Annotated in this window: 22 protein-coding genes and 1 pseudogene; 16 read left to right on the forward strand and 7 right to left on the reverse strand. The window is 61.4% G+C overall.

The genetic code is table 11. The annotated features are described in order from the left end of the window. Positions 1–148: 148 nt before the first annotated feature. On the forward strand, positions 149–1081 hold the full coding sequence (locus tag EYW47_RS32970) for a LysR family transcriptional regulator (RefSeq protein WP_133199009.1): 933 nt from the start codon (positions 149–151) through the stop codon (positions 1079–1081). 74 nt (positions 1082–1155) lie between these two features. Here EYW47_RS32970 and EYW47_RS32975 read toward each other — a convergent pair whose 3' ends face one another. The 5 genes from EYW47_RS32975 to EYW47_RS32995 form a co-directional block, all read right to left on the reverse strand. Next, on the reverse strand, positions 1156–2793 hold the full coding sequence (locus EYW47_RS32975; RefSeq protein ID WP_133199010.1) for a GMC family oxidoreductase: 1638 nt from the start codon (positions 2791–2793) through the stop codon (positions 1156–1158). Next, a complete protein-coding gene (locus EYW47_RS32980; protein ID WP_133199011.1) occupies positions 2790–4175 on the reverse strand; it encodes an MFS transporter in 1386 nt (461 codons plus the stop codon). Before EYW47_RS32980 ends, EYW47_RS32975 begins: the two co-directional genes overlap by 4 nt. Before the next feature lie 45 nt (positions 4176–4220). Continuing rightward, positions 4221–5672: an aldehyde dehydrogenase family protein gene (locus EYW47_RS32985; protein ID WP_133199012.1), complete on the reverse strand. Its 1452-nt coding sequence runs from the start codon at positions 5670–5672 to the stop codon at positions 4221–4223. 25 nt (positions 5673–5697) lie between these two features. Continuing rightward, positions 5698–6489: a class II aldolase/adducin family protein gene (locus EYW47_RS32990; protein ID WP_133199013.1), complete on the reverse strand. Its 792-nt coding sequence runs from the start codon at positions 6487–6489 to the stop codon at positions 5698–5700. Positions 6490–6720: 231 nt separating this feature from the next. Further along, positions 6721–7251 carry a MarR family winged helix-turn-helix transcriptional regulator gene (locus EYW47_RS32995; RefSeq protein WP_240764017.1) on the reverse strand — a complete coding sequence of 177 codons (531 nt, stop codon included), beginning with the start codon at positions 7249–7251 and terminating at the stop codon, positions 6721–6723. A gap of 246 nt (positions 7252–7497) precedes the next feature. Here EYW47_RS32995 and EYW47_RS33000 point away from each other — a divergent pair, with 246 nt between their 5' ends. The 8 genes from EYW47_RS33000 (at position 7498) to EYW47_RS33035 (ending at position 16408) form a co-directional block, all read left to right on the forward strand. Beyond that, entirely contained in the window at positions 7498–8469 is a 972-nt protein-coding gene (locus EYW47_RS33000) for an amidohydrolase family protein (RefSeq protein WP_133199014.1), read from the forward strand. Between the two features lie 29 nt (positions 8470–8498). Continuing rightward, the gene (locus EYW47_RS33005) at positions 8499–9875 is read left to right on the forward strand and encodes an MFS transporter (RefSeq protein WP_133199015.1); all 1377 of its coding nucleotides are present in this window, start codon (positions 8499–8501) and stop codon (positions 9873–9875) included. A gap of 14 nt (positions 9876–9889) precedes the next feature. Continuing rightward, positions 9890–10657 carry an aldehyde dehydrogenase family protein gene (locus EYW47_RS33010; RefSeq protein WP_205710200.1) on the forward strand — a complete coding sequence of 256 codons (768 nt, stop codon included), beginning with the start codon at positions 9890–9892 and terminating at the stop codon, positions 10655–10657. 584 nt (positions 10658–11241) lie between these two features. Next, the gene (locus EYW47_RS33015; protein WP_240764018.1) at positions 11242–12903 is read left to right on the forward strand and encodes an AMP-binding protein; all 1662 of its coding nucleotides are present in this window, start codon (positions 11242–11244) and stop codon (positions 12901–12903) included. Between the two features lie 58 nt (positions 12904–12961). After that, positions 12962–13327: a VOC family protein gene (locus tag EYW47_RS33020; protein ID WP_133199016.1), complete on the forward strand. Its 366-nt coding sequence runs from the start codon at positions 12962–12964 to the stop codon at positions 13325–13327. A gap of 39 nt (positions 13328–13366) precedes the next feature. Continuing rightward, on the forward strand, positions 13367–14389 hold the full coding sequence (locus EYW47_RS33025; protein ID WP_133199017.1) for an LLM class flavin-dependent oxidoreductase: 1023 nt from the start codon (positions 13367–13369) through the stop codon (positions 14387–14389). Beyond that, entirely contained in the window at positions 14386–15501 is a 1116-nt protein-coding gene (locus tag EYW47_RS33030) for a flavin reductase (protein ID WP_133199018.1), read from the forward strand. The genes EYW47_RS33025 and EYW47_RS33030 overlap by 4 nt, the downstream gene beginning before the upstream one ends. A 40-nt stretch (positions 15502–15541) precedes the next feature. Next, positions 15542–16408 carry an alpha/beta fold hydrolase gene (locus EYW47_RS33035; RefSeq protein WP_165976742.1) on the forward strand — a complete coding sequence of 289 codons (867 nt, stop codon included), beginning with the start codon at positions 15542–15544 and terminating at the stop codon, positions 16406–16408. A 57-nt stretch (positions 16409–16465) separates the two neighbouring features. Here the strand turns inward: EYW47_RS33035 and EYW47_RS33040 are convergent, their stop codons facing one another. Then, complete coding sequence (locus EYW47_RS33040) at positions 16466–17242, reverse strand: IclR family transcriptional regulator (protein WP_133199020.1); 777 nt, start codon at positions 17240–17242, stop codon at positions 16466–16468. 106 nt (positions 17243–17348) lie between these two features. Here EYW47_RS33040 and EYW47_RS33045 point away from each other — a divergent pair, with 106 nt between their 5' ends. The 4 genes and pseudogenes from EYW47_RS33045 to EYW47_RS33060 all read left to right on the forward strand — a co-directional run bounded on the left by EYW47_RS33045 (position 17349) and on the right by EYW47_RS33060 (position 21271). Next, a complete protein-coding gene (locus tag EYW47_RS33045; protein ID WP_133199021.1) occupies positions 17349–18614 on the forward strand; it encodes a porin in 1266 nt (421 codons plus the stop codon). A gap of 300 nt (positions 18615–18914) precedes the next feature. Continuing rightward, a pseudogene (locus EYW47_RS42200) lies at positions 18915–19178 on the forward strand (methyl-accepting chemotaxis protein); the annotation flags it as partial. 149 nt (positions 19179–19327) lie between these two features. Further along, positions 19328–20236 carry a LysR family transcriptional regulator gene (locus EYW47_RS33055; RefSeq protein ID WP_240764019.1) on the forward strand — a complete coding sequence of 303 codons (909 nt, stop codon included), beginning with the start codon at positions 19328–19330 and terminating at the stop codon, positions 20234–20236. Between the two features lie 246 nt (positions 20237–20482). Continuing rightward, positions 20483–21271: an enoyl-CoA hydratase/isomerase family protein gene (locus tag EYW47_RS33060; protein WP_133199023.1), complete on the forward strand. Its 789-nt coding sequence runs from the start codon at positions 20483–20485 to the stop codon at positions 21269–21271. A gap of 101 nt (positions 21272–21372) precedes the next feature. Here the strand turns inward: EYW47_RS33060 and EYW47_RS33065 are convergent, their stop codons facing one another. Further along, positions 21373–22521 (reverse strand): porin, encoded by a 1149-nt coding sequence (locus EYW47_RS33065; RefSeq protein WP_133199024.1) that lies wholly within the window; start codon positions 22519–22521, stop codon positions 21373–21375. A gap of 268 nt (positions 22522–22789) precedes the next feature. Between EYW47_RS33065 and EYW47_RS33070 the strand changes: the two genes are divergently transcribed. From EYW47_RS33070 to EYW47_RS33080, 3 genes are read left to right on the forward strand one after another with little or no spacing between them, the layout of a single operon-like run. Then, complete coding sequence (locus EYW47_RS33070; protein ID WP_133199025.1) at positions 22790–23236, forward strand: bacteriohemerythrin; 447 nt, start codon at positions 22790–22792, stop codon at positions 23234–23236. A gap of 30 nt (positions 23237–23266) precedes the next feature. Next, a complete protein-coding gene (locus EYW47_RS33075) occupies positions 23267–24256 on the forward strand; it encodes a PDR/VanB family oxidoreductase (protein ID WP_133199026.1) in 990 nt (329 codons plus the stop codon). A 45-nt stretch (positions 24257–24301) separates the two neighbouring features. Further along, positions 24302–25603, forward strand: a complete 1302-nt coding sequence (locus EYW47_RS33080) for a Rieske 2Fe-2S domain-containing protein (RefSeq protein ID WP_133199027.1) — start codon at positions 24302–24304, stop codon at positions 25601–25603. Positions 25604–25613 lie beyond the last annotated feature (10 nt).

Genomic DNA, 25613 nt, shown 5'->3' on the forward strand with positions numbered 1-25613 from the left:
TTCGAGTTTGACGTGTCGAATTCAGTCACACGGCGTGGGGCGTCGAACTGCTCCAGCGAATGAAGAAAATGTTAGGGGGTGAGCGTCTATACTTCCAATTCAAATTTCGGCATCATTCCATAGTCACCTGGCTATCTTTGCGACTACCATGCGCGGATTCGATCCTTACTTCACGCTCCAGAAACTCGAGGTGTTCTGCCTCGTAGCGGAACTGCAGAGCGTCACGCGCGCGGCCGAGTTGCTGTGCGTCACTCAGCCCGTCGTGACCGCGCATATCCGCGGCCTCGAGGCGAAACTCGGCGTCACGCTGTTGAAGCGCGTTGGGCGCAACATCGGCCTGACGGAGGCGGGCGAACGTGTCTATCGATGGGCGAGCGACGTCGTCACGCGCACGCGTGAGATGGAGCGGGAATTGACCGGTTTCGAGAAAGGCACGGCCGGCAGCGCAGTGATCGCCGCGTCGATGACAGTGGGAACCTATCTGCTGCCCCCGCTCATCGCGAGTTTCTACGCGGCCCATCCTGACGGCCTCGTGCGCACGGAGCTATCGAACCCGCAGGCCGCGCTCGATGCCGCGCGCACGGGCGCGTGCGATTTCGCCGTGCTCGTGATGCATCCCACCGAGAATCGCGACGGTTTGACAGTGGAGCCGCTCTTCGACGAAAGGCTGCTTCTCGTGAGCGCGCCGCGAAGCAAGCTCGTCGGCCCAACCGTGAAAGCGGACGATCTGAAGACGCTGCCCTTCATCAGCGCGCCGCAAAATCTCGTGCGCCGCGAACTGGAAGACGCGCAATTGCGCGCGTGCGGTATCGACACCCGCAATGTCATCCTCGAATTCGGCCACGCAGAAGCGCAGAAGCTACTCGTCAAGCAGGATCTAGGGCTGTCCTTCTTTCTCGAGTCGTCGATTCGCGCGGACGTCGAGCGCGGCGAGTTGCGCATCGTCCGCACGCCGGGTATTGCGATGTCGCTTCCGATCTTTCTCGTGCATCGCAAGGACAAGGCGTTTTCGCCCTTTCAAGCGACGCTCATGCAGCAGGTCCTGTCCTTGCGCAACAAGAAGGCGTTTCAAAACGACTGATTCGACTTTCGCGTGCCAACCCTGGCGCAGTTCGGCTGGTGTTGTCGCGGCAAGGGTTCAACGTGACGGCGCCATCACGCGCGCAAAGGCTCGCGGCCAAGAATATCGTCGGCAATCCTCTCCGCCATCATCAGGATCGGCGCATTGGTCGGGCCGCGCACGATGCGCGGTATTGCTGAGCCATCCACGACACGCAATCCGTGCACCCCTCGCACACGCAGCCGGGCATCGAGTACCGCCTGCGGATCGCGCTCGCTTCCCATGCGGCACGTGCCGACTGGATGATGAAGCGTAATCGCGGTCCGGCGAATGAATGCATCAATTTGTGCGTCGTCGATATGCCCCTTGCCCGGCGATATCTGATCGGCGATGAACGCCTGCATCGGCGCCTGCGCACCAATTTCGGACATCCGCTTGAACATCTCGCGCGCCGCGTCGCGATCGCTTTCGCTCGCCAGGAAGTTCTGCTCGATGACAGGAGCACGAGCTGGATCCGCGCTTGCCAGGCTCACCTGGCCGCGACTTTCCGGCGTCAGGAAGACGCCCTTGATCGCAAACGCATCCGCGTAGGCCTTCTTGAAGGGCGTGAGGTACGGCCCAGCCGTCATCGGCGCTGCCGCCAGGATCAGCTGCGCGTCGGGCAGCGCGAGCGCGGCGCGAGTGCGAATGAGTCCGACTGCGGCGGCCGGGATCTTGCTCGACATGCCGTCGCCGAATAACGCAGTGCGCATTACGTCGAAGCCGATCCGGTCGGCCCGCATCGTCCGATGCAAGGGTCCTGGCTCGCGTCTCTTCCAGCGCAGATCGAACACGATGTGATCATGCAAATTCCGGCCAACGCCAGGCAGAGAAACGCGCGCGGGAATATCGTGCCTGGCGAGCTGCGCAGGATCTCCAATGCCGGAGAGCATCAGGAGTTGCGGCGAGTTGATCACGCCTCCCGCCAGCAGCACCTCCTGGCGCGCGTTGACGACATGCCGCTGCCCTTTCCAGCTGTACTCGATGCCGATCGCGCGCGGCGTGGGTGCGTCGTCGAGCAGGACGCGACGGACCTGCGCGTTGGTCAACAACACGACGTTGCGCCGCGCGAGCGCGGGCCGCAGATAAGCGAGCGCCGCGCTGCATCGCAGCCCGTCGCGGATGGTCGCCTGCATGGGGCCGAACCCTTCAGCCGAGGCACCGTTGTAGTCGTCATTGCGTGAATAGCCGCAACGCGCGGCAGCCTCGATAAAGCCGTCGACGAGCGGGTCCTGGTAGTTCATGCGCGTCACGGTCAACGGGCCGCTGCCGCCTCGCAGTTCGCTTTCACCGCCCTCCCATGCCTCCGATCGCTTGAAATAAGGCAGTACGTCCCGGAAGGACCAGCCCTGCACACCGAAGTCATCGGCCCAGCCGTCGTAGTCCTCGCGCATCCCGCGTGCGTACGCCATGCCGTTGATCGACGAGCAGCCGCCAACCACCTTGCCGCGCGCGAACTCGATGCTGCGCTCGTCCATGCCGCGTTCGCGCGCCGTGAAGTACCCCCAGTCGTACCAGCGATGCTTGAGAATGAGTCCCCATGCCAGCGGAACTTTGATGACCGGCGAGCGGTCGGGGCCGCCCGCTTCGATCACCAGAATGCGCAGGGCGGGGTTCGCGCCCAGACGATATGCGAGTGCGCAACCGGCCGATCCCGCACCGACGATCACATAGTCGAAGTCGCCCGCGCTCATCTGGCACCTCCGTCGAGCGCCTCGGGCGCGCGTACGTCCAATTGCCCGCGTGCGTCCTGCTCGGCCGAGAGGCCGAGCCGGTCGAACATCAACACCGCCACGACGGCAACGACCAGCGGAATCGTCGCACAGAAAAAGAGCTGCTCGGTAGGCCACCTGAGCCGCAACAGTACGCCGCCGACCACCGGCCCGACGATCGAGCCAAGGCGTCCCGAGCCCAGCGCCCAACCCATTCCGGTGGCACGGATCGACGTCGGATAGTAAGTCGCGGCCAATGCATTGAGTGCGGTCTGATTGCCGAGCACGCAAAATCCCGCGACGAAAATGGCCGCCAGCGCGAGCCCCGCCACGCCGCGCACTTCGCCGATCGAGGCCATCGCCAAACCGGCAACGATGAAGCTACACGTCAGCACGGCGGTGAAGCCGAACCGCTCGACGACCCGCCCGAGCAGCAAATTGCTCGCGATCCCGCCGCACCACATCACCGCCCCCGCCATGACAGCGAGCGAAGTGGAGTGTCCGGCGTCGTTCATCAGGAGCGGCAGCCAGTTGGCGAGGAAGAACACGCAAAGCAAATTCGAGAAGTTCATCGCCCAGAGCATCAGCGTTCCCATCGCCTTGCCGTCGCGGAACAGGTTGAGTACGGGCGAGCCCGGATTCGCGCGCTCGCGAACGACGAACACGGTGTGCTCGCCGATCGTGAGTGCCGGATCGATACGTGCGAGCCACTTGCGCACCTTCTCCCGGTGCCGCTGGCGCACGATGAGAAACTGCATTGATTCCGGCAGCGCCACCGCCATGAGCGCCGCGCTGAGAAGCGGCACGACAGCCCCGACGTAGAACACCGCGTGCCAGCCGAAGGCCGGTATCAGCCACGCGGCACTCGTTCCGCTGATCAGCCCACCGAGGACAAAGCCAACCGAAACAATCATCATCACGCTGACACGAATGCTCGGGGGGCTGTACTCAGACGCCAGCGCAACCGCGTTTGGAATGATCGCACCGAGCGACAGTCCGGCCAGCAAACGCCACGCGATCAACTGGTCGACGGATGCCGCAAGCGGCGTCGCTGCCATGAACGTCGCGAGCAGCAATGTCGAAGCAATGAGCACGGGGCGCCGCCCGAGCCGGTCCGCCAACGGCGTGAACGCAAGCGAGCCGAGCAGCATGCCGGCAAGACTCGCACTGAATACCGGGCCCAGGCTCGCCTTCGCGATGTGCCACTCGCGAACGATGGCGGGCGCCACGTAGCTGATCGCCTGCACGTCGAATCCATCGACGATCATGCACATCGCGCATAGCGCCAGCGTGACAAGTTGAAACGGACCCATGCGGCCTTTGTTCATGACATCCGCAACATCGATTTCCACTGCAACAGACATGGGATCTCCTCGCGCCATGTGTATCGTTGTCCGTCTGCGGGACAATCAGAGCAAGACATTGATGACTTTGGTTTCCAGATAGCTGTAGAGCTCCTCGACACCCTCTTCCCGATCGATGCCGCTGTTCTTGAAACCGCCCCACGGCACGCCGAGAAAGTGCGTATTGCTGCCGTTGATGAAGATGCTGCCTGCGCGCAGACGTTTCGCCGTGTTCAGCGCGTGGTTGATGTCACGAGTCCAGATTGCGGCCGACAAGCCATAGTCGGTGTCATTGGCAAGCGCGACGGCTTCATCGATGGAACGCCATTTGCCGACCGACAGAATCGGACCGAACACCTCGTCCCGCCATAGCCGCATGCCGGGGGTGACGTCCGCATAAACCGTCGGCTCGACCCAGAAGCCTCGTTCGAATTGCGCACCGGCCGGTCGCTTTCCGCCGGTCATCAGGCGTGCGCCGGCGGTTTGCGCCGGATCGAAAAAGCTCAGCACATGATCAAGACTCCTGCGTGAATTGATCGGTCCCATCCCGGTGTCCGGCGACATGGGATCGCCAAGGCGGATCGCGGCGACTCGCTCCACCACCTTCGCGAGCACCGCCTCGTAGATCTCCTCGTGAATCAAGAGGCGTGAATTCGAGCCGCACGACTGGCCCTGCCACGTGAAGTTCATGCCTTGCACAGCGCTGTCGGCGACGGCGTCGAGATCCACATCGGGAAACACGATCATCGGATTCTTGCCGCCGAGCTCGAGCGTCACATGCTTGATGGCGACTTCCGCCGCGCTGCGCTGAATCGCGCGGCCTGTCGGCATCGAGCCGATCAGCGCCAGGCGTTTTACGTCGGGATGGCGAACCAGCGCGTCGCCGACTTCCGCGCCCGAGCCATTGACGATGTTGAACACGCCGCGCGGAAACACCTCGCGCGCGATCTCCCCCATGATTAGCACCGAGAGCGGCGACGTCTCAGGTGGCTTGACGACGACGGTATTGCCGGCCACTAGGGCCGACGCCGTGCGCGCCGCCGAAAACATCGCCGGATGATTGAACGCGGCAATGCGGCCCACGACGCCGTACGGTTCGAGCACGGTCATGTGCAGATGGCGATTCGTCGACGGGATCGTTTCACCCTTGATGCTGTGCGCGAGCCCCGCGTAATAGCGCAAGCTGCGCACCGTATCGTGGATGCTCATCAGCGTGGGCTTATAGGTGTTGCCCGAATCTAGCACCTCGATGCGCGAGATCTCCTCGGCGCGCTCGGCGAGCCGGTCGCCGAACTGGCGCAGTATTTCGCCGCGCTCTTCGCCCGTGCGTTCCGCCCACGCGGGCCACGCCCGGCTCGCGGCATCCACGGCGCGAGCGACGTCGGCGCGCGAGCCGTCCGCTGCACGGCCTATCACGGCCTCGTTGGCCGGATTGATCGCGGTGGCCCACTTGCCGCTTGCGCTCTCGACTAACTCGCCGTCGATCAGCAGATAGCCTTCGATGAGTTCGTTGCTCATTGGATCGCCCTTGCAGGAGGTACAGTCATGCCGTTTTCGCCGGGCCATTCGCGACGCGCGCCTTCCAGAGCGCCCATGGGCGCTCGATCTGGGTCTCCACATTGCGGCAGGCGGCCTCGGCTTCTTCGCTATTCAGGTACGTGACGGGGCCAAGCCGCATTGCTTCGCTTTGCAGCTTCGCGTTGGTCTCCGCGTAGATCGCGCGATACACGGCATGCTTGAGCGACGGCCCGACCACGGTCGAGCCGTGACCGCGCATCAGCACGATCGACGCATCGCCGAGCGCCTCGGCGAGCGAGCGGCCAAGCGCGTTGCTGCGGATCAGCAGGTCCGTCGCATGTCCAGCACGGTCGCGAATCTCAAAGATCGGCGCGCCTCGGCCGAGAAAGCCGCACATGTGGCAGACGGGCCGAAACGTGACGCCATGGGTGACGCTGAACGGCAGCACCGAAGGAGAATGGCTATGAACGATCGCCATGACGTCGCTGCGCGCCTTGTATATCTCCGCATGAATGAAACGTTCGAGATAGACTGCGCGCCCGCGCGCGTCGAGCGGATTGCCGTCCAGATCAAATTCGATGATGTCGCCCGCCTCGACCGTCCCCGGTGCCATGTTGCGGGCGAGCAGAAAGCGCGCTGTATTGTGTTCGTGACGCACGCTGACGTGGCCAAACGCATCGACGATGCCCTGGTCGAACAGGATGCGATTGGCGGCAACGAGATCGTCGATCCACGCGCTCTCAGGCGAGCGCGCCTCACCCGTATCGGCGGCTTTGGAGACAAGCGTGCCGGGCTCGTTCAGTCCAAGTGTCAGCATAAGATCCTTCGTTCGGGTTTGAGCTGTCGAATTCGGTCACACGGCGTGAGGCGTCGAACTGCTCCAGCGAATGAAGAAAATCTTAGGGGTTGAGCGTCTATCCTTCCAATTCAAATCCCGACATCAATCCATAGTCATCTGGCTATCGTTACGACGTGTGCGGCAACGACTTCGAGTACACGGCACGCATCTTCCTCGCCGCTGAGTGGCACGCTCGATCTGATTCCCTTTCTAATCACCGCGCGCCGGAACCGCAACTGGCTGACCGGGCGGAGTCGACTCGGCATCGACGTGCAAGTCGTCCAGGGGCTCTGCGTTGTCATAGAGCCTGATCAGCCATTCACGCAACAGTTCAGCTTCCGCAGCGCTGAAACAGTTCAACGCAACGGCCTCGTAGTGTTGGGCAAGCGGGACGATCTCGCGCGTCAGTTCGGCGCCTTTCTCGGTCAGCGCCAGTTGAACGGCTCGGCCGTCGTTGCAACTGCGTTCCCTGGACACGAGTCCCTGTGCAGTTAGTCGGTCCACTATGCGCGAGAGCACCGACATGTCGACACAAGCCTGCGGAGCGAGCTCGGAGAGCCTCTGATGAGGCACATTCCCGAGCGACGCGCACACACGCCATTCAGTCAAGCTCAGGCCGTACGGCTTGAGCGCTTTCGAAAATGCGTTGCCCATGCGGCTTCCGGCACGTGCAACGAGGTAAGGTACGGCGCGCAGCAGATCATGACCAACCGTGATCGTCGCGGGACGCTGCTTCTTCACTATCCGTCACTCCATCATCTATTTGTGATTGCAAGTATATAACAGGCTGACGGCATCCTTCACTCAATAATCTGGGCATGAATGCCGTGCGAAATCCGGCGGCAATTTGCGGTTTTTCTCGGGTAATCCCGAGTTGAGGTTTGACTTTCCCCGTATACACTCAACGAACAATTACATGCAATTTCAATTAATTGACCCTATCTTGCGTGCCGATGCGCTGCGCGCCCTCGCCACCATCTGGATATCATGAAAGACAAGATCGCTCTCGAAGAACACTTTGCCATCGACCAGACCATCGCCGATTCCGAGGTATATGCACGACCCGAGGTCTGGACGCACTTACGCGCGAACCTGCTCGACTTCGAGCAGCAGCGCATCGAGCAGATGGACGAATGGGGCACCGGTTTTTCAATCCTCTCGCTGAATTCGCCTGCCGTGCAGGCCGTACCCGATCCGGATCGCGCCGTAGACGTGGCGCGGCGCGCAAACGACGTGCTTGCCGAGCAGGTCCGGCGTCATCCGACTCGCTTCGGCGGTTTCGCGGCATTGCCCTTGCAAGACCCAGAGCGCGCTGCACGCGAGCTCGAGCGCTGCGTGAACGAACTGGGTTTTCACGGCTTCCTCGTGAACGGTTTCTCGCAGGTCGGCGACGCGAACACGGTGGTCTATTACGATGATCCGCGCTTCGCCGACTTCTGGGCCACCGCAGCGTCGCTCGGCAAGCCGTTCTACATGCACCCTCGCGATCCGCTCGCATCGCGCGAGCCGATCTACGACGGATGCCACTGGCTAACCGGACCGACGTGGGCGTTTGCGGCCGAAACCAGCATGCACGCGCTGCGTCTGCTGTCGAGTGGCCTGTTCGACCGTCATCCGCAATTGCAGATGATTCTCGGGCACTTTGGCGAAGGCATTCCGTTCAATGTCTGGCGCATCGATCACATCCTGCGCAAAGGCCGTCGTGGCATGCCGTGCGAGCGCGAAATCGGCGACTATCTGCGTAATAACGTCTATATCACGACAAGCGGCAACTTCCGCACGCCCACGCTGCTGTCGACGATGCTCGAAGTCGGCAGCGACCGCATCATGTATTCCGTCGATTATCCGTTCGAGAAGCACGAAGACGCGGCGCGCTGGTTCGATCACTGCGAGATCAGCGAACTCGACCGCCGCAAGATCGGACGCGACAACGCACGGCGTCTCTTCGGCCTGTCATGACGCGCGCCCTTCAGCAGTCATCGGGGGCGATGGCCAAGCCCTCTGCCGGCGGTGAATCGAGTCCGGGCGCCGTCGATATCGCCGCGGTCATCGACGCGCGTCCGGTCGGGCGTTTCCAGGTGGCGATCATGGTGCTGCTCGCGCTGTGCGTGGTGATCGACGGCTTCGACGTGCAGTCGATGGGCTTCGTCGCACCTGCATTGATTCGCGAGTGGCATGTCTCCCGTGTCGCAATGGGCCCTGTGTTTGGCGCGAGCCTGGTCGGCATGCTGCCGGGCTCGCTGCTGATGGGGCCGCTCGCAGACCGCATAGGACGCCGCCCCGTGCTGATCGGGTGCTCGCTTTTTCTTGGCGTGTGCATGCTGGTGACAGCGCTTGCTTCGTCGCTGTCACAGTTGCTCGTTCTGCGCTTCGTGACGGGCATCGGGCTCGGCGGCATCATGGGCAACGCCATTGCGCTCGCCGGCGAATACAGTCCGATCCGCCGCCGCACCACGCTGATGATGTGGGTGTCATGCGGCTTCACGGGTGGCGCGGTGCTCGGCGGCGTGCTGTCGACGATGCTCATTCCGCTGGCCGGGTGGCGCATGGTGTTCATCGTGGGCGGCGCGGTGCCGATTGTCATCGCCCTCGCAATGGTGGTCATGCTGCCCGAGTCGATGCAATTCATGGTGGCGAGCGGGCGCGGCAGGCAGCGTCTCGCGGCGATCTTGCGCCGTATCGCGCCCGAGCTTCCCGTCGATGCCGCGACGCGCTACGTGTCGCACGAGCGGCCGCCTGCCGGCAGCCGTGTCACGGCGCTTTTCGCGGACGGCCGCGCGCGTCTGACGCTGCTGCTATGGGGCGTCAACTTTATGAACATGGTGAATCTGTTCTTCCTCGCGAACTGGTTGCCGACCATTGCGACCGACTTCGGTTACAACATTGCCGACGCGGCGCTGATCGGCACGATGCTGCAAGTTGGCGGCGTCGCGGGGACACTTGCGATGGGGCCGCTGATCGACCGTTGGGGCTTTTTCCGCGTGCTCGGTCCGTGCTATCTGCTCGCGGCGGCAGCGATCGTCTCGATGGCGAGCGCCGCTTCGGTGTCGCTGGTGTTGTTGCTGACTGTCGTGACCATTAGCGGTTTCGGCATCGTCGGCGGACAACCCGCGAACAACTCGCTGTCGGCGACACTGTATCCCGTCACGCTGCGCGCGACGGGCGTCGGCTGGAGTCTGGGGATTGGCCGTGCCGGATCGATCGTGGGGCCGGTAGTCGCCGGAGGGCTGATGCAGTTGCACTGGAACGCGCAACAGCTATTCACTGCGGCCGCATTACCCGCGCTGCTCGCATCATTCATGCTCTTGCTCATGTCTCGCGACCGCCTGTTCGAGCGCGCGCGAGAATCGGCAGAGGCAGCCTGATTGCTCGCAGCGCGTTGTACGCACGCGTTGCGGCGGGTGGCCGGGCGGAGGCGGCAATCGCGGTCAAGGCCGCCGCAGCAGCTTTTCCGGCCTGGGCACAAACCACGCCTGCCGAGCGCGCAATGCTCTTCTTCAAGGCGGCAGAGATCGTGAAGCGCCGTCGTGCGGAAATCGCCCGGATCCTCGCCCAGGAAACCGGCAGCACGATCTCCTTTGCCACGTTCCAGCAGGATCTCGTTGCGGCGACCATCGAACAAGCTGTTGGCTGGATGTACCTTCCGAAAGGTGAAGTCCTCGAAACCAATGTCGCTGGAACTCACTCCATTGGCGTACGCCGCCCCCTCGGTGTCATCGCAAGCTTCACGCCATGGAATGGGGCGAGCGTGCTGTCATGGCGAGCCGTCCTGTCGCCGATCGCTGCCGGCAACACGGTCGTCGTGAAACCGTCCGAGCTCTCCCCTATCTCCGCCGGCCTGATCCTCGCGCAAATCGTCGAGGAGGTCGACACCGCCGAGCAGGCCGTCGAAGCGGCCAATCGCACGCTGTATGGGCTCACGTCGTCCATCGTGGCAGGCGACACCTATCGGGCATTCGAACTGGCGCCGAAGATTCAGGCCGGCATCGTCAATGTCAACTCGGCTACGGTGAACGACGAGATCCATGCCCCGATGGGCGGCGTGCGCGATAGCGGCTGGGGGCGTACGGGCCCAGACAGCCTGAAGGAGTTCCAGGACGTCATCTGGATCAACTCGCATAGCGGTCAACGCCAATATCCGTTCTGAGGTGCCGCTGTAGAACGCTGTTTGACACGGAGGACGCAAAAGTGAAGGAAGTCGGCGAAGCGTGAATGGCGCCGCGCACCAGCGCTGCAGCTGCTGGTGCGCCGCCGTGTGCATGCTGCCGGGCGCCGGGCACGCCATGACCACGCCCGCGACGCGTGCGAGGTACCCCGCGCTCACTTCCTGGCTGCCGACATTCCTGTTCGAATCATTCCAGTGCGCCTGGCGCATTCATCGGCGACGGTATCCGCATCCAACGCGCCGTTCACGCGTTGAGTTGCTCAACCTCGGCCTCAAGAATCACCCGCTCAAAACGGCTCACCCAAGCCCCTCCGCAAAGGGCATTGCACCGCTCGCCGACCAACGGCCGTGCGGCAGTCCTCAAACTCCTGCCCCCCCGAGCAAATTCACGCAATCCGTCGGCGACAAAACGGGTTGACACGCCTACTTCCGCGCCCTAACATACAACAATGCTGCACACATTCATCATTGTTGAATGTCAGAGGCAAGAAAGAACCGGCCACGCGTCGCCTGAAATCGCCACGCACCAGAATTTGCAACGTATGACCCAAGGCATGGGAAATTCTATGAAAACGCTTTCGTATGAATGTGGGACACGCTCTCCGGCGTTGATCAACAAGACGATCGGCGATTCATTCGATGAGATCGCGGTCAAGATGAATGACCACACCGCGGTGGTCAGCCGCCATGAAGGTGTTCGGCTCAGCTACGGTGAACTTCGGGAGAGGTCCGACCAGCTCGCTGCCGGGCTGCTTGCATCGGGACTCGAGCCCGGCGATCGGATCGGCATCTGGTCCCACACGAACATCGTCTGGCTGCTCATGCAGTTGGCCACCGCCAAGGCGGGGTTGATCCTCGTAAACATTAACCCCGCCTATCGGACCTCGGAACTGGAGCACGCACTCAATCTGGTGGGATGCAGGGCAATCGTGACGATGGTTCGATACCGCTCGAGCGAATATCTGAACATGTTGCGGGAGCTGGGCAAGGCCCGCCTGCCGAAGCTCGAGACGATCTGGTGGATAGATGAGGCCGACGCACGGGAAGAACTGGGCGCACAGCGGTTCTCCGATTTGTTCCGCCTCGCACCGGCAGGCAATACGTTGCTTGACGACGTACGCCACACGGTGCGCCCCGACGATCCTGTCAATATTCAGTTCACCAGCGGGACGACGGGGCTTCCCAAGGCCGCTACCCTGAGTCACCGAAACATCCTGAACAACGGCTACTTCGTTGGTGAGTGCATGAAGCTCACCCACGCAGATCGCGTCTGCGTTCCCGTCCCGATGTATCACTGCTTCGGCATGGTCATGGGCAATCTTGCTTCACTCACACATGGTTCGACCATTGTTTATCCCTCGGTGAGGTTCGAAGCCGAAGCCGTTCTCGAAGCCGTGCAGGCCGAGAAGTGCACGGCGCTCCTTGGGGTGCCGACCATGTTCATCGCCGCGCTCAATCACCCGCGGTTCGCCACGTTCGACACGAGCAGCCTGCGCACCGGCATCATGGCCGGCTCGCCGTGCCCCATCGAAATCATGCGGCGGGTGGTCGACGAAATGCACCTGTCTGAAATCACCATCGCGTATGGCATGACCGAAACCAGCCCGGTCAGCTGCCAAAGCATGACGGATACCCCCCTCGACAAACGCGTAACCACGGTCGGCCAGGTCTTGCCGCATCTTGAGATCAAGATCGTCGACCAGATGAGCGGCGAAACCGTCGAGCGCGGTCAATCCGGCGAGCTTTGCACCCGTGGCTATTCGGTCATGCTGGGCTACTGGAATCAGGACGACAGAACGAAAGAAGCCATCGATGCCGAAGGCTGGATGCATACCGGAGACCTGGCAACAATGGATTCGGCCGGCTACGTCAACATCGTTGGCAGAATCAAGGACATGGTCATTCGCGGCGGTGAAAACCTCTATCCGCGCGAGATCGAGGAATTCCTGTACACCTGTCCCGGCGTGCTCGACGTGCAGGTGGTCGGTGTGCCGGACAAGCATTTTGGCGAAGAACTGTGCGCGTGGATCGTCACCAAACCCGAGGCCTTCCTCGACGAGGACACCGTTCGAGCATTCTGCAACGGCAGGATCGCGCATTACAAGGTGCCCAAATACATTCGCTTTGTCGATTCGTTCCCGACAACCGTGACGGGAAAAATTCAGAAGTACTTGATTCGGCAAATCATGAGTGATGAGCTCGATCTGAAGGAACAACAGACGGCGTAGTTCTCATCGACGTTGATACCCCACTCATTCCATCACCACCGTTTGCCGGAGCACAAACATGGCAGAAGTTGACATGCAATCGGTCTATATCGTCGCAAAGGATATCGACCGACTTTCGGAGTTCTATATCTCGGCCTTGAACATGCCGGTTCAGTTTCGCGACGCGGCAAGGTGGACGCAATTCCGCCTCCAGAGGAGCGCGTTCGCGCTGAGTTCCGCCGAGGAAGCCGCACAAGGCGCCGTAGGCGCGGTCCCCGTCTTCCAGGTCGCTGGCGAGGCTCAGGAAGCCGTCCAGCAGAAGATCCTGTCCGCGGGTGGCCAGTTGCTCGGCCAGCGAGACATGGGTACACATGGCGTCGTCGCCACCTACAAGGACCCTGAGGAGAATATCTTTCAGGTCTTTAGCAAGTCTTCGACTCGCTAAGTCGAAAGATCATTCAATTCTCACCTTACTGGAACCATCATGAAGTTCGGAATTTTTGACCAAAACGATCGCAATGGCCTGCCAATCAATCAGCAGTACGAAGATAGACTCCAGATTATCGAGCTCTACGACAAGCTCGGCTTCCACGCCTATCACATGTCGGAGCACCACTCGACGCCACTGAGCGCGTGCCCTTCGCAAAGCGTATTTCTTGCCGCTGCCGCGCAGAGAACCCGGAATCTGCGCCTGGCCCCGCTGGTCTATATTCTTCCGATCCATCACCCGGTGCGTCTTGCTGAAGAGATCTGCATGCTCGACCACCTGAGCGGCGGCCGCTTCGAATATGGCGTCGGCCGGGGTGCGTCGCCCCATGAGATCGAAGCGCTTGGCATCGATCCATCCACGGCACAGGCCAGATATATCGAGTCGTATGAAATTGTGAAGCAGTTCCTCAACTCGAATACCCTCAACTACGACGGGCAATTCTGGCAGTTCAAAGATGTTCCGATTGAGATGCAACCGCTGCAGACGCCGCCTCCGACGTGGTATGCGCTGGCCTCGCCCGAGTCGACGGTGTGGCCCGCGCAGGAGAAGATGAACATCGTGTGCGCAGGTCCTGTCCAGCGTGTTAGAGCGATCACCGATCGTTATCGCGAAGAATTCGCCAAGCGTCATCCCTCCGCAGCCGAGCCGCTCATGGGTGTGAACCGCTATATCGTCGTTGCTGACACGGACGAGGAAGCCATGGAAATCGGCTCCCGGGCATGGTCGACGTTCTATCCGAACTTTTTCAAGCTCTGGAAAAAGCACGGCACCGAGCCCGTCAACCAGAAGCTCCCGCCGACGTTCGAACCGCTCGTGGAATCGGGCCTCGCCGTGGTGGGCACGGCGGAAACCGTGCGCGAAAAACTGCTGGAGCAGGCACATGCCGGGGGCTTCAACTATCTGATCGGCACTTTCATGTTCGGAGACATGTCGGTGTCGCAAGCGAGGAAGTCCATTGGGCTCTTCCACGAATCCGTCATGCCGGCGTTCGAGGAGCTGGAGCAAGTCCTGTCATGAATGCATCTGTTCTGTCCGCGCACGCGCAGGCGGCGACCGGGACATTCGACAAGCGCCAGTTAAGAAATGTTCTAGGCTCGTTCGTCACCGGTGTCACCGTGGTCACCACGCTCGACACCGAAGGGAAAATGCATGGCCTGACCGCCAATTCATTTTCCTCGGTGTCCCTCGATCCGCCTCTTGTGCTGTGGAGCCAGGCCACATCCGCTGGAAGCCATGCGGCCTTCAGGGACTCGGATCGTTTTACGATCAACATCCTGGCAGAGGATCAGCACGGCCTGGCCAATCACTTCGCGGCGAGGTCCCCGGACAAGTTCTCGGGCATCGACTACGACATAGGGATCGACGGACTTCCCGTACTGCGCGATTGCAGCGCATGGCTCGAGTGCAAGGTCGTTTCCCGCCATCCAGGCGGCGATCATGTGATCTTCGTGGGTTCGGTCGAACGCATTCGCCAAACTACGCGGCGTCCGCTCGTCTTTGGCGGCGGCCAGTATCTGGTTGCCGACCCGCATGACCTCGGTCACGCGCCAGTCGGCACGCAGGGCGCCATGAAGTCCCAGCCGCATGCTGTGCGACTCGCGAACCGCAGCATGTTGCGGCTCGCGAATGCACTCGACAAGACGCTGGCACTGGTGGCGTGGGGCAACCATGGACCTACGGTGATCGCCTGGCAAGCTGGCGCAACACCCGTGGCCGCGGATCTGCCGCTGGGGCTCGTCCTGCCGGTGACGTCCTCGGCGTCTGGACTCGCGCTGGCCGCCTTTCTCCCGCCCGAAGCCATCGACAGGTTCGTGACTGCGGAACTGCGAGAAAACCGGCGACGTGAATCGGATGACCTGCCGCTCACTGCGCAATCGCTCTACGACATGCTTGAATCAGTCAGGGCCTCGCGCGTAGCGACGAGGCGCCCCGGCCCGTTCCATGACGACCGCGTCCTCGCCAATGCGATCAGCGTGCCCATCCTTTCGCCGGACGGGACTGCAGTACTCGCATTGACGGCCATCGGCCCAGCCGGGCAGTTCGATGCGGCAACGAACGGACCTTGCGCGCAAGCGCTCAAGGCCGCGGCAGAAGAGATCTCCGCTGCATTGCAGGAATGTATCCATTGAAGCGCGCCTGTGGCGACTTCTCACTCGACCCCACTCGACCATGACTGAAACTGATAGCCGTCTACTCGAAGCCTCGTTGCCCGCCGTCGAACAGCGCCAGTTGAGCCTTGCCATGCTTGGCGGCAATCGAACCCTCACCTACCGGGCAGCCGGCGACGAGCAGGCCCCCGCCGTCGTACTGCTGCATGGCATCGGCTCGAGCTCGGCGGGATACCGCGCACAGCTCGCAGCACTGGCCGTGCACCATCGCGTGATCGCCTGGGATGCTCCCGGCTACGGACAAAGCAGCCCGTTTGCAATCGCGACGCCGGGCGCGAAAGATTACGCAGAAGTCCTCATGGCCCTCTTGACGGCGCTTGGCATCTCGCGCGCGACGGTCGTGGGTAGCTCATGGGGCAGCGTCATCGCAGCGATGTTCGCGGCGCGGTATGCGTCCGCTACGCGCGCCCTCGTATTGAGCGCGCCCAACGTCGCGCGAGGGCATCTGTCGATTTCGGATCGCGCCGCCGCCCGAGACGCGCTGATGCGAAGCGGCGCGGCTCACTCGCCCGAGGCGCGCGCAGCAGTAGTCGACGCCCTCGTCGCGCCGAATGCGGGACCCCAGGTCCGGGCCCTCGTAGCGAAACTGAGAGACGCCGTTACGCCAACCGGCTGGGAACATGCGGTCGACATGCTCTTCTCCGCGCATACGCCGTCTGTGGTTGCCTCAGTTGAGGCGCCGGTCTCTGTCATTATCGGCAACCTGGATCGCGTCGCGCCGATAGACGAGCATGCCCGCCCGATTCACGAGGCAGCGCCCAATTCGACGCTCCATGTGCTCGACGGAATCGGCCACATGCCGAAGCTGGAAGCACCAGAGGCCTTCAATTCCATCGTATTGGCAGCTGCCGCCGCCGCAATCGGGTGACCGCAAGCCCCCTGCCCCGCAGCTCCAGTCGTTGGCATGGTTGGCGTATCCGGGCGTCTATGCTGTTTTGCTTGACGCCTTTCCTCCCAACGCAACCGTTGCACGGGCCGCGCTCGCGAGCAGGGCCTCGACCGCCGTGCCATGAATATCCGTATTCAGGGTGGCCGGCGTCCCGATGAGACTGATGGCGAACTGGAGATTTCCGTCCCGGTTCCAGATCGGCGCAGCAACAGATACGTAGCCAAGATCCCCACGATGAACCGTAGTGAAGCCACAATTGCGCAGCTCCGCGCTCGCTTCTTCACGCAAGGCAGCCTGACTCCCTTCGCGCGCGCCAGGCATTTCACGAGCAATGAGCTCGTCGGTGCGGCCTGGTTGCAGACATGCGATAAACAGCTTTCCCGCAGCAGTCGTGACGAGGGGAATCAGCCCCGTCCGCATCTCCAGGATGCTCCGGGTCTCGCCCTCCTGCTTGAAGAGGCTCACTGGGCCGTCGTCGGTCCATGCTGTCACCGCCGCCCCACTCAGGGTGGCATCGCGCAACGCGATCACTTCGCGGCGCACGATATCGAATCCGTCCAGCTGGGCGATCGCGCTCATCCCCAGCGCAAGTGAAGCTGGGCCCAGCTTGTAGCATCCGGGCTTCTCATCCGCCGAAACAAGTCCCGTGCGTACGAGACTGATCATGTAGTTACTCGTTGCACTGGGCGAGAGTTCGGAAAGGGTCGCAATGTCCTTGAGAGGAAGTGCGCGCACGCTCGTTTGCAACGCCGAGAGAATTCGGAACGCAATCTCGACAGACTGAATGCCACGCCTCGCAGTCACATTGGTCATATTTCAGCCGCATTGAAGTCGTCAAAAATGAGCTGCCCCGGGTTTCCCCGGACGGCTGCCGTGTTGACACCTTTAGGGGGGCTCCCTATAGTGTTCAACAGAAATTATGCCATTCATCAATGTTGAACGCAACACCCTGGAGCTGACGGTATCGGAGGCTACACCACCAGGCGGATCAGGGTTTGGAGTTTTAGTCTTATTTATTAGTACGACTACTTTTTTTGGGTCTCTTCACACACAACCCCAGCAGAACAAAAACAACCGCTTCGGAGTCAAAGTAATGGCCTTTCTTGGACGTACAGCCGCGGGTGCAATCGCCGCAATTTCGATGACCGGCATTGCTCACGCGCAATCCAGCGTCACCTTGTATGGAATCGCAGACACTGCCGTGCAATACATCAGCAATGTCGGTGGACACGCCCTCTTCCAGGAAGGCAACACGCATTCACCTGATATTTTTGGATTGAAGGGAGTCGAGGATCTCGGAGGTGGGCTGCGCACGATCTTCGACCTTCAAAACGAGTTTTTGCTGAATAACGGTCAGGCACTCGTTCCTGGAACGCTCTTCAACAGAAAGGCCTATGTCGGCCTGCAGTCGGACAACTTTGGCACGCTGACGCTCGGCCATCAACCGAGCTTCATGTATGACGTACTGGCCAACTACCAGACACCGTTTGTGCTTGGCAATATTCTCTCGCTCCACGAGGGCAACCTCGACGAAGTGGCCAACTTCTATCAGTTCAACAATGCCGTGAAGTATGTGAGCCCGACCTTTGGCGGGTTCTCCACGGGCGCGGAATTTGCGTTCGGCAACGTGGCAGGCAATTTTGGCGAAAGCCGAAACTACTCCTTCTTTGTCCAGTACAAGAACGGGCCTTTTGGCCTCGCCGCCACGTACGCAAACGAGAACAACCGCTTCCTGGAGCTTTCGAGCTTCATTGGTCTGCCGACCTTGTTCGGCACCCCGCTTCGTCAGCCTGAAGGCGTTGTAGCAAACAAACTCGTCAATTGGGGGGTCGGTGCGTCATACCAGTTTACGCATGTATTGCTGCACGCCACGTTTACGCAGTCGCGCATCACGTTGAGCACGGGTCAAGGTAACGCCAACACGATTGATGCGGGCGCCAACTGGACGATCCTTCCTGACGACGTCGTGGCGATTGGCGGGTGGGTCGAAAATCTGGATGGTGGAAACTGGAAAACCATTACTGTCTCGAACGCATATCTCCTTTCGAAGCAAACCTCGGTTTACCAGCAGGTGACCTACCAGCACGCGTCGGGCGCCAATAGCGTCGCGTCGCTTGCAGGCGCAGGCGTGGCATCCGGCCGGTCGACAACGGGGGTCTCGGTCGGCATCCAGCATCTCTTCTAGGCAAGCGATGCCAGCGTCTCCAAAGAAGACAAAACGGCATAACGCATCTTGTCGTCGTAGACGAACGTCGTCGGCGACAGGAATGGGAACAAGATGAAAAATAAGCGAACCGCAACAGTCAAGCAGAAAATCGCCATCGCATTCGGTACGTGGACGACACTGATGCTCATCTTCGGCGTAACGGGGGCGTACCTGGTTATCGGAGCCGGGAGTCGCACCGCCTTCCTGCCATACCGATCATTGATGACATGCGGAATCTGCGTTTCCTTCTTTGGTGGCCTGGCTTGCATCGCCTTCTGGTCCGAGACGGTGAAACAGAACGCCGACAACGCACGTCACGCGAACGAGCTCGTCTCGAAGGCTACTCGCATTGCCGACGAAGGCGACGATACCGTCCTTCGTATGGTTTCCGCCATCGAAAGAATGAATTCGAGCACGACTCAAATCGCCAACATCACCGATGTAATACAAGGCATAGCCTTTCAAACCAGCATCCTCGCGCTGAATGCCTCTGTAGAGGCTGCGCGTGCCGGCGAACATGGCAGGGGTTACGCTGTCGTTGCATAACCGCGGCTTCCATCGAACAGAGCCGCGGCCTGGACGAAGTCAATCGCACTGTCGAATAGAGGCGCAGTAGGCATCTCGATGGAAAGCAGGCCCGAAATGGCGCATGATTGGGCAATTGGATTTCGCTGCTCCCGTCGATTCGTCAAATGGATAACTTCGATCTCAATCTATTGCGCGTGTTTGATGCGTTACAGCGCCACGGCCATCTTGGCAAGGCAGCCGTGGAGCTGAACCTGAGCCAGCCGGCCACGTCCTATGCCTTGAAGCGCCTGCGCGAAGAGCTTGGAGACGCGCTCTTCGTCAAAACCCGCTCCGGCATGCAACCCACGCCACGCGCCATGCAGTTGGCGCCCGTGGTTCAGTCGGTGCTTGCCGATATTCGTGAACGCGTGTTGACGGCACCCAATTTCGAGCCGGACAAGGCACAACGCACATTCAATCTGGCCATGTCGGATGTCGGCGAAATGGTGTCCTTGCCGAAATTGCTGCAGCGGGTGACAAGCCTCGCTCCCAGCGTCAATGTGAACGTCGTCTCCCTCGCTCCCAAACAGCTATTGTCCGCACTACAGCGAAGCGAAGTCGATCTTGCCATCGGATATTTCCCGGATCTCGATGGAGTCGATGTCTTTCAACAACGCCTGGTTCGACATTCGTTCGTGTGCCTTGTCAGGAAGGAGCATCCGGCGGCACAGGGGCGGCTGACCAAAAAGCTCTTCTGCGAACTGCCCCATGCGGTGGTCCAGGCTGAGGGCCGTCGCCATGAAATCGTTGAACAATTCCTTAAAGAGCACGGTATTCAACGCAGAGAACTTCTCCATACGCCGCACTTCCTGAGCATCCCGATGACTATTGCGATGACGGATCTGGTCGTCACGGTTTCCAGCGATGTGGGCGAAATATTTTCGCGTATCGCCGATCTCGCGATTCTGGAACCGCCATACAGGATGCCGCATTTTGACGTCAAGCAGCACTGGCACCGCTCGCAGCATGACGATCCCGGTAACCGCTGGCTGCGCGGCCTCGTGCACGAACTATTCGTGCAGAGGGCCGACTGACGCCTGGGCAGCCCCTCACGCAGGTTATCAGTCTGGTGGAAGAGCGTTATTTGTCGTATTGGCTTGTCGAATGTTCGCCTTGGCGCGACACTCTTCGCACCCACTCTTCAAGCCAGTTCGCCTGGCGCAAAGCCGGCCCGGATCGCTGCATACACCTACACGCAGCGCGTTGATTCATGCTTGCGCGGCCGTGCCGACGCGGGTCTTGCCCTGGGTGGCATCCCAATATTTTTAGGAGACTTTAACATGTCGGTTATCCGTTTCGAACGCCATGACAACGTTGGTCACATCGTGCTGGCCGATGCGCCGCTCAACCTGATCAATAACCGGTTCTGCGAAGCCCTCAAAGAGGCCGTACACGAGGCCAGCCGCTCCGGGATTCGCGCTCTGCTGGTGCGCGCCGAAGGCGAGAATTTCAGCCATGGCGGAGACGTCCTTGATTTTATCGACAAGGACTTCGACGATTGGCGAACCTTCATCAGTGAGATGAACCAATCCTACCGCGCCATCGAGGCGCTACAGATCCCAACCGTCGCGGCCGTTCGTGGTTCGTGCTTCGGTGGAGCATTCGAGCTGGCATTGGCTTGCGACTTCATCGTTACTTCCGACAATGCGGTCTTTCAACACTTCGAGGCTTCGGTCGGTTCCGCGCCAGTGGCCGGCGGCGTTCAGCGCCTGGCAGAACGCGCCGGACGCGCTATGGCCGCTCGCTACACCATGTTGAGCGAACCGATGACCGGCAAGACGGCAGGCGAACTCGGCGTGGCGGCTTTCGTCTGCCCCGAGACGGACGTCGAAACCACCGCGGTATCGCTGGCCACCCGGCTGTCCAACGGGCCGACGCGTTCGTATTCAGCCATCCGTGCGCTTCTGAAGGCATGGTCGGGTGGCGGCGTGCCCGCTGCCGACGCCGTTCTGCTGGACATCACGATGCCGCTGCACGGTACGCAAGACGCACGCAAGGGTCGAACCGCACGCGTCGAGGCCATCAAGCGTGGCGTCGAGCCGGAGCCCGTCGTATTCACCGGACACTAATCCGGAACACGGCGGGAGCGCCGGCGAGCGGATCGTCTGCGCCTGAAGCCCCCTCGCGCGTCGCTCCACGCAAGGGGGCTCGCATACCCGGCGGCAGCCGTTTAGAACTGGTGGCGCATGCCCACCATGACACCGGTTTGATCCACGCCTGGCAAGGGCGAAGAAGCGGGCGGGATCACGCCGCCGTCGATCGTGAACGCACCGTTGCGCTGATTGAATACATGCCCCGCGGTGACGTACACCGAGCTTCGCTTCGACAGCAGGTAGGCCACGCGCGCCGCGATCAAGGAAGCACCCGACGAGTTGCTGCCGACCGATATGTGCCCGAACTGGGCGTCAATGGCAATGACCGGAATGGGGAGATACGTTCCGCCGATCCACCAGTAGTTGCTGGTCGCGTCGAAAAGGGTCGGCGTCTGCTCTCCGTGGTTGATTCGGTGAAGGAAACCGGCTCCGATCGTCGCGGTGCCGAACTTCACATAGCCGTCGATTACCGCACGCGTATCGGTAAGCGAACTCGTGGGCAACGGCGAGCCGGTGCCGCCTCCGCCGTAGTTGCGGTCGAATGCAGCGGCGACGCCCCACATTGCCGCGTCGTACTTGACCATTGCAGACATTGACTTGCAGGCCCGCCAGTCCGTCGGTGACTGGCCAGGGCAACCGCCCGCTTCCGCCGGGTCCACGGCATCACGCCCGAACGAGTATGTCGCGCCTACGGTCAGACCCGATGTCGTGAACGAATAAGCGACGGCGTTGTCGAGTCGCGGCTGGGCGAGATACGGGTCCAGATCTCCGGCGGCATAGATATTGGGCCCCATCGTGTCGCCCGGCAGCGCCCAGTAGATCTGTGAGTACTGCCGTCCAAGCGTCAGCGTTCCCCAATGCCCCGAAAGCCCGACATACGCTTGCCTGCCAAACAGACGGCCGCCCTGGTTGAGCGTGCCCTGCGAGGGCGCGAAACCTGACTCCAGTACGAACACTGCGCTCAGCCCGCCGCCAAGGTCTTCTTTGCCGCGAAGCCCCCATCTCGACGGTATCGATCCCGTGAGGGTCGGCACGCGCACGACGCTGGACTTATTGGCGCCGACGTTATTCACCCATTCGACGCCCGTATCGATGATCCCGTACAGGGTGACAGAACTCTGCGCGTACGAGGCGCCGGATGCGCATGCCGCAAGCGATGCAAGCCCGAAACAAGCAGCCTTGCGCCAATAGGAAGCGCATTCAGACAACTTCGACGTTGAACTCATCGATCTCCTCCGATGTGGTTGGTATCTGCCACGGAAGATATCTATCAGTCGTCTTCCCAGTCAATCGTTTTCAAACCTCGTAGTTTCCCTTAGCCTGCGTCTCATGCATGGGATGCGCGCTGAATTCCCGCTATTTCATCGAATTTTCGCGAAATTCCCCGGCGATCATTCACCCGTCTCCCCCATCGGAGGTTTCCCTTACTCGACATCGAAATCATCGTCGTATATCTTCCATGGAAGACAAATACTGATCGAATCGGTGCCGGACATGAATACATCGGAAGATTGCTTCACCTGGGACGACGACTATGCGCTTGGCGATCTGTCGATGGACAACGCGCATCACGAGTTTGTCGAATGTGTCGGCACGCTGCTCACGACGGCGGACCACAACCTCGCGCCCGCACTGGAAGCCTTTGCCGAGCATGCGCGCCGCCACTTCGGCGAAGAGGACGACGCGATGCGCGGGACAGCCTACGAGTCCGCCGGCTGCCATATCGACGAGCATGCAGCCGTGCTGCACTCGCTCGACGAAGTGCGCGCCGAACTGGCCGCAGGCCGACCCCAGGTCGTTCGCTCGTTTGCCCGCGCGTTGGCGGACTGGTTTCCCGAGCACGTACGTGTCATGGACCAAGGGCTCGCGCGCTGGCTCACGCAGCGGCAACTGGGTGCAGCCCCGATCGTCATTCGGCGCCGCATGCACAGTGCCGCCTGACACGTTCCTCTCTTTTTCCCGGATATCACCATGGAACCGTTAAAGAGCCCCATCGGCGCCACATTGCAAGTCAAGGTCTCAGCCGCGATGTGGCTGGCAGACGATATCGTCGGCTACGAATTCACACCGTTGCCGGATACGCCGCTGCCCGACTTCGAAGCCGGCGCGCATATCGACGTCCATCTTCCCGGCGGGCTGGTGCGCCAATACTCGCTGTATGACCTGCCAGGCGAACACGCGTGCTACCGCATCGGCGTGCTGCGCGATCCGCAATCTCGAGGCGGATCCGTGGCGCTTCACGACAGCGTGCGAACGGGCGATACGCTCACGATCAGCGCCCCGCGCAATCACTTTGCGCTGAACACCGGCCGTGACCGTTCACTCCTGTTTGCGGGCGGGATAGGCATCACGCCGATCCTCTGCATGACTCAGCAATTGGCACGCGAGCGCCGCCCGTTCGAGATGCACTACTGCGGCCGGTCGTTGTCACGCATGGCGCTTGTCGAGCGTGCGCAGCAGATGTCGGCTGGAGATGACGCGCAGGTGCACCTGCACGTCGACGACGGTCCGCCCGAACAGCAACTGGATGCCCGAGCCGCGATCGGTGCGCCATCGTCAGACAAGCATCTCTACGTCTGCGGACCCACGGGCTTCATGGATCACATCCTGCAAGCCGCACGCGAGCTGGGCTGGGACGACGCGCACTTGCATCGAGAATATTTCGCGGCCGCGCCCATCGATTCGACGGATGACGGCCCGTTCGAAATAGAGATTCACAGCAGCGGCGAAATCATCGCGGTGGCTGCCAATCAGAGCGTCGCGCACGCGCTTCTGGATGCCGGCTTCGACCTGCCTCTGTCGTGCGAGCAGGGAGTCTGCGGCACCTGCGTGACCAGGGTGCTTGCGGGCGTGCCCGACCATCGCGACCTTTACCTCACCGACGATGAGCGTGCGCGCAACGATTGCTTCATGCCGTGCTGCTCGCGCGCCACGACATCGCGGTTGGTGCTCGACCTCTGACACCGCCATTCATTCACTGCAGATATCGGCAACGAGGAAATCCATATGTTGACGAAGCAAGATAACGAACTGATGTGTCGCACTGGCGCTGGGACTGCCATGGGCAATGCGATGCGCCGCTTCTGGCTGCCCGTGATCCAGTCGTCGGACATGCCTGAGCCGAACGGCGACCCAAAAACGATCGAGCTGCTCGGGCAGCGGTATGTCGTCTGGCGCGACCAGCAGGGCCGGCCCGGTCTCTTCGATGAGGGTTGTCTGCACCGGGGCGCGTCGATGCAGCTCGCCCGCGCCGACGGGGACGGATTGCGTTGCATCTACCACGGCTGGAAATTCGCGGTGGACGGCAAGGTTCTCGAGACGCCGAACGTGCCCGATCCAAAATTCAAGGACCGTATCAAGGGGCGGACCTACCCGGTGCGTGAGGCGGGCGGCCTGATCTGGGCCTATCTGGGTCCGCAGGGCAAGGAGCCACCGTTCCCGCACCGGGCGTTCATGGATCAGCCCGATTCCCATCGCATCAATGCTTGCGCGATCGTCAACTGTAACTTCGTCCAGGTGATCGAGGGGCTCGTCGACTCGTCGCATCTCACCGTGCTTCACAGTTCCGCGCTGGCCCAGACCAACGACTCCGATCTGGACTACGCGGGAAAGATCACGCACATGCAATTCGATGCCGCTCCGACGATCGAGGCCGACGAAACCGACTTTGGCTTCCACTACGTGGCAATCCGCCAGGCCGCCGGCAGCCGCATCGCTCGCGTGACATCGTTCATCGCGCCGTGCTTCATCGCCAATGCGAACGGCGACGTGTGGCTCGCCGCCGTCCCCATCAACGACGAGCGCTGCTACTTCTTCCATGTGTGGTGGGATGCCGGGAAGCCCATCGGCGAAGAGCCGCTGCGCCATGCGCAACTCAAATTCGTGGGCCTCGACGAGCCGACACTGCGCAAATACGGCATGACGCTGGACACGTGCGACTCGCCGGCAGCGATGTCGACGGTCAACGGCTATCGCCAGGATCGCAAGCTGCAGCGCGGCGGCCACTTCACCGGCTTCGACAGCATCACGCAAGAAGACGCCGCATGCAGCGTTTCCAGCGGTGCGATCCGCGACCGGTCGCAGGAAATGCTATCGAGCGCAGACCTCGCGATCAGCCGCCTGCATCGCACGCTGCTCGCGTGTGCCCGCGCGGAACGGGATCAGCGCGACATCCTGGCGCTGCGCGCGGATGCGGGCAGTGCAATCGGCATATCCGGCGAGATTGGTCTCGACGAAGACTGGCGACGGCTGGTTCCGCACCACCGGATCATTTCGTCTGCCGGCGCCGGCACCCAGCGTAATCAATGACAACGCTTCA

Source organism: Paraburkholderia silviterrae (assembly GCF_004353915.1).
Taxonomy (GTDB): domain Bacteria; phylum Pseudomonadota; class Gammaproteobacteria; order Burkholderiales; family Burkholderiaceae; genus Paraburkholderia; species Paraburkholderia silviterrae.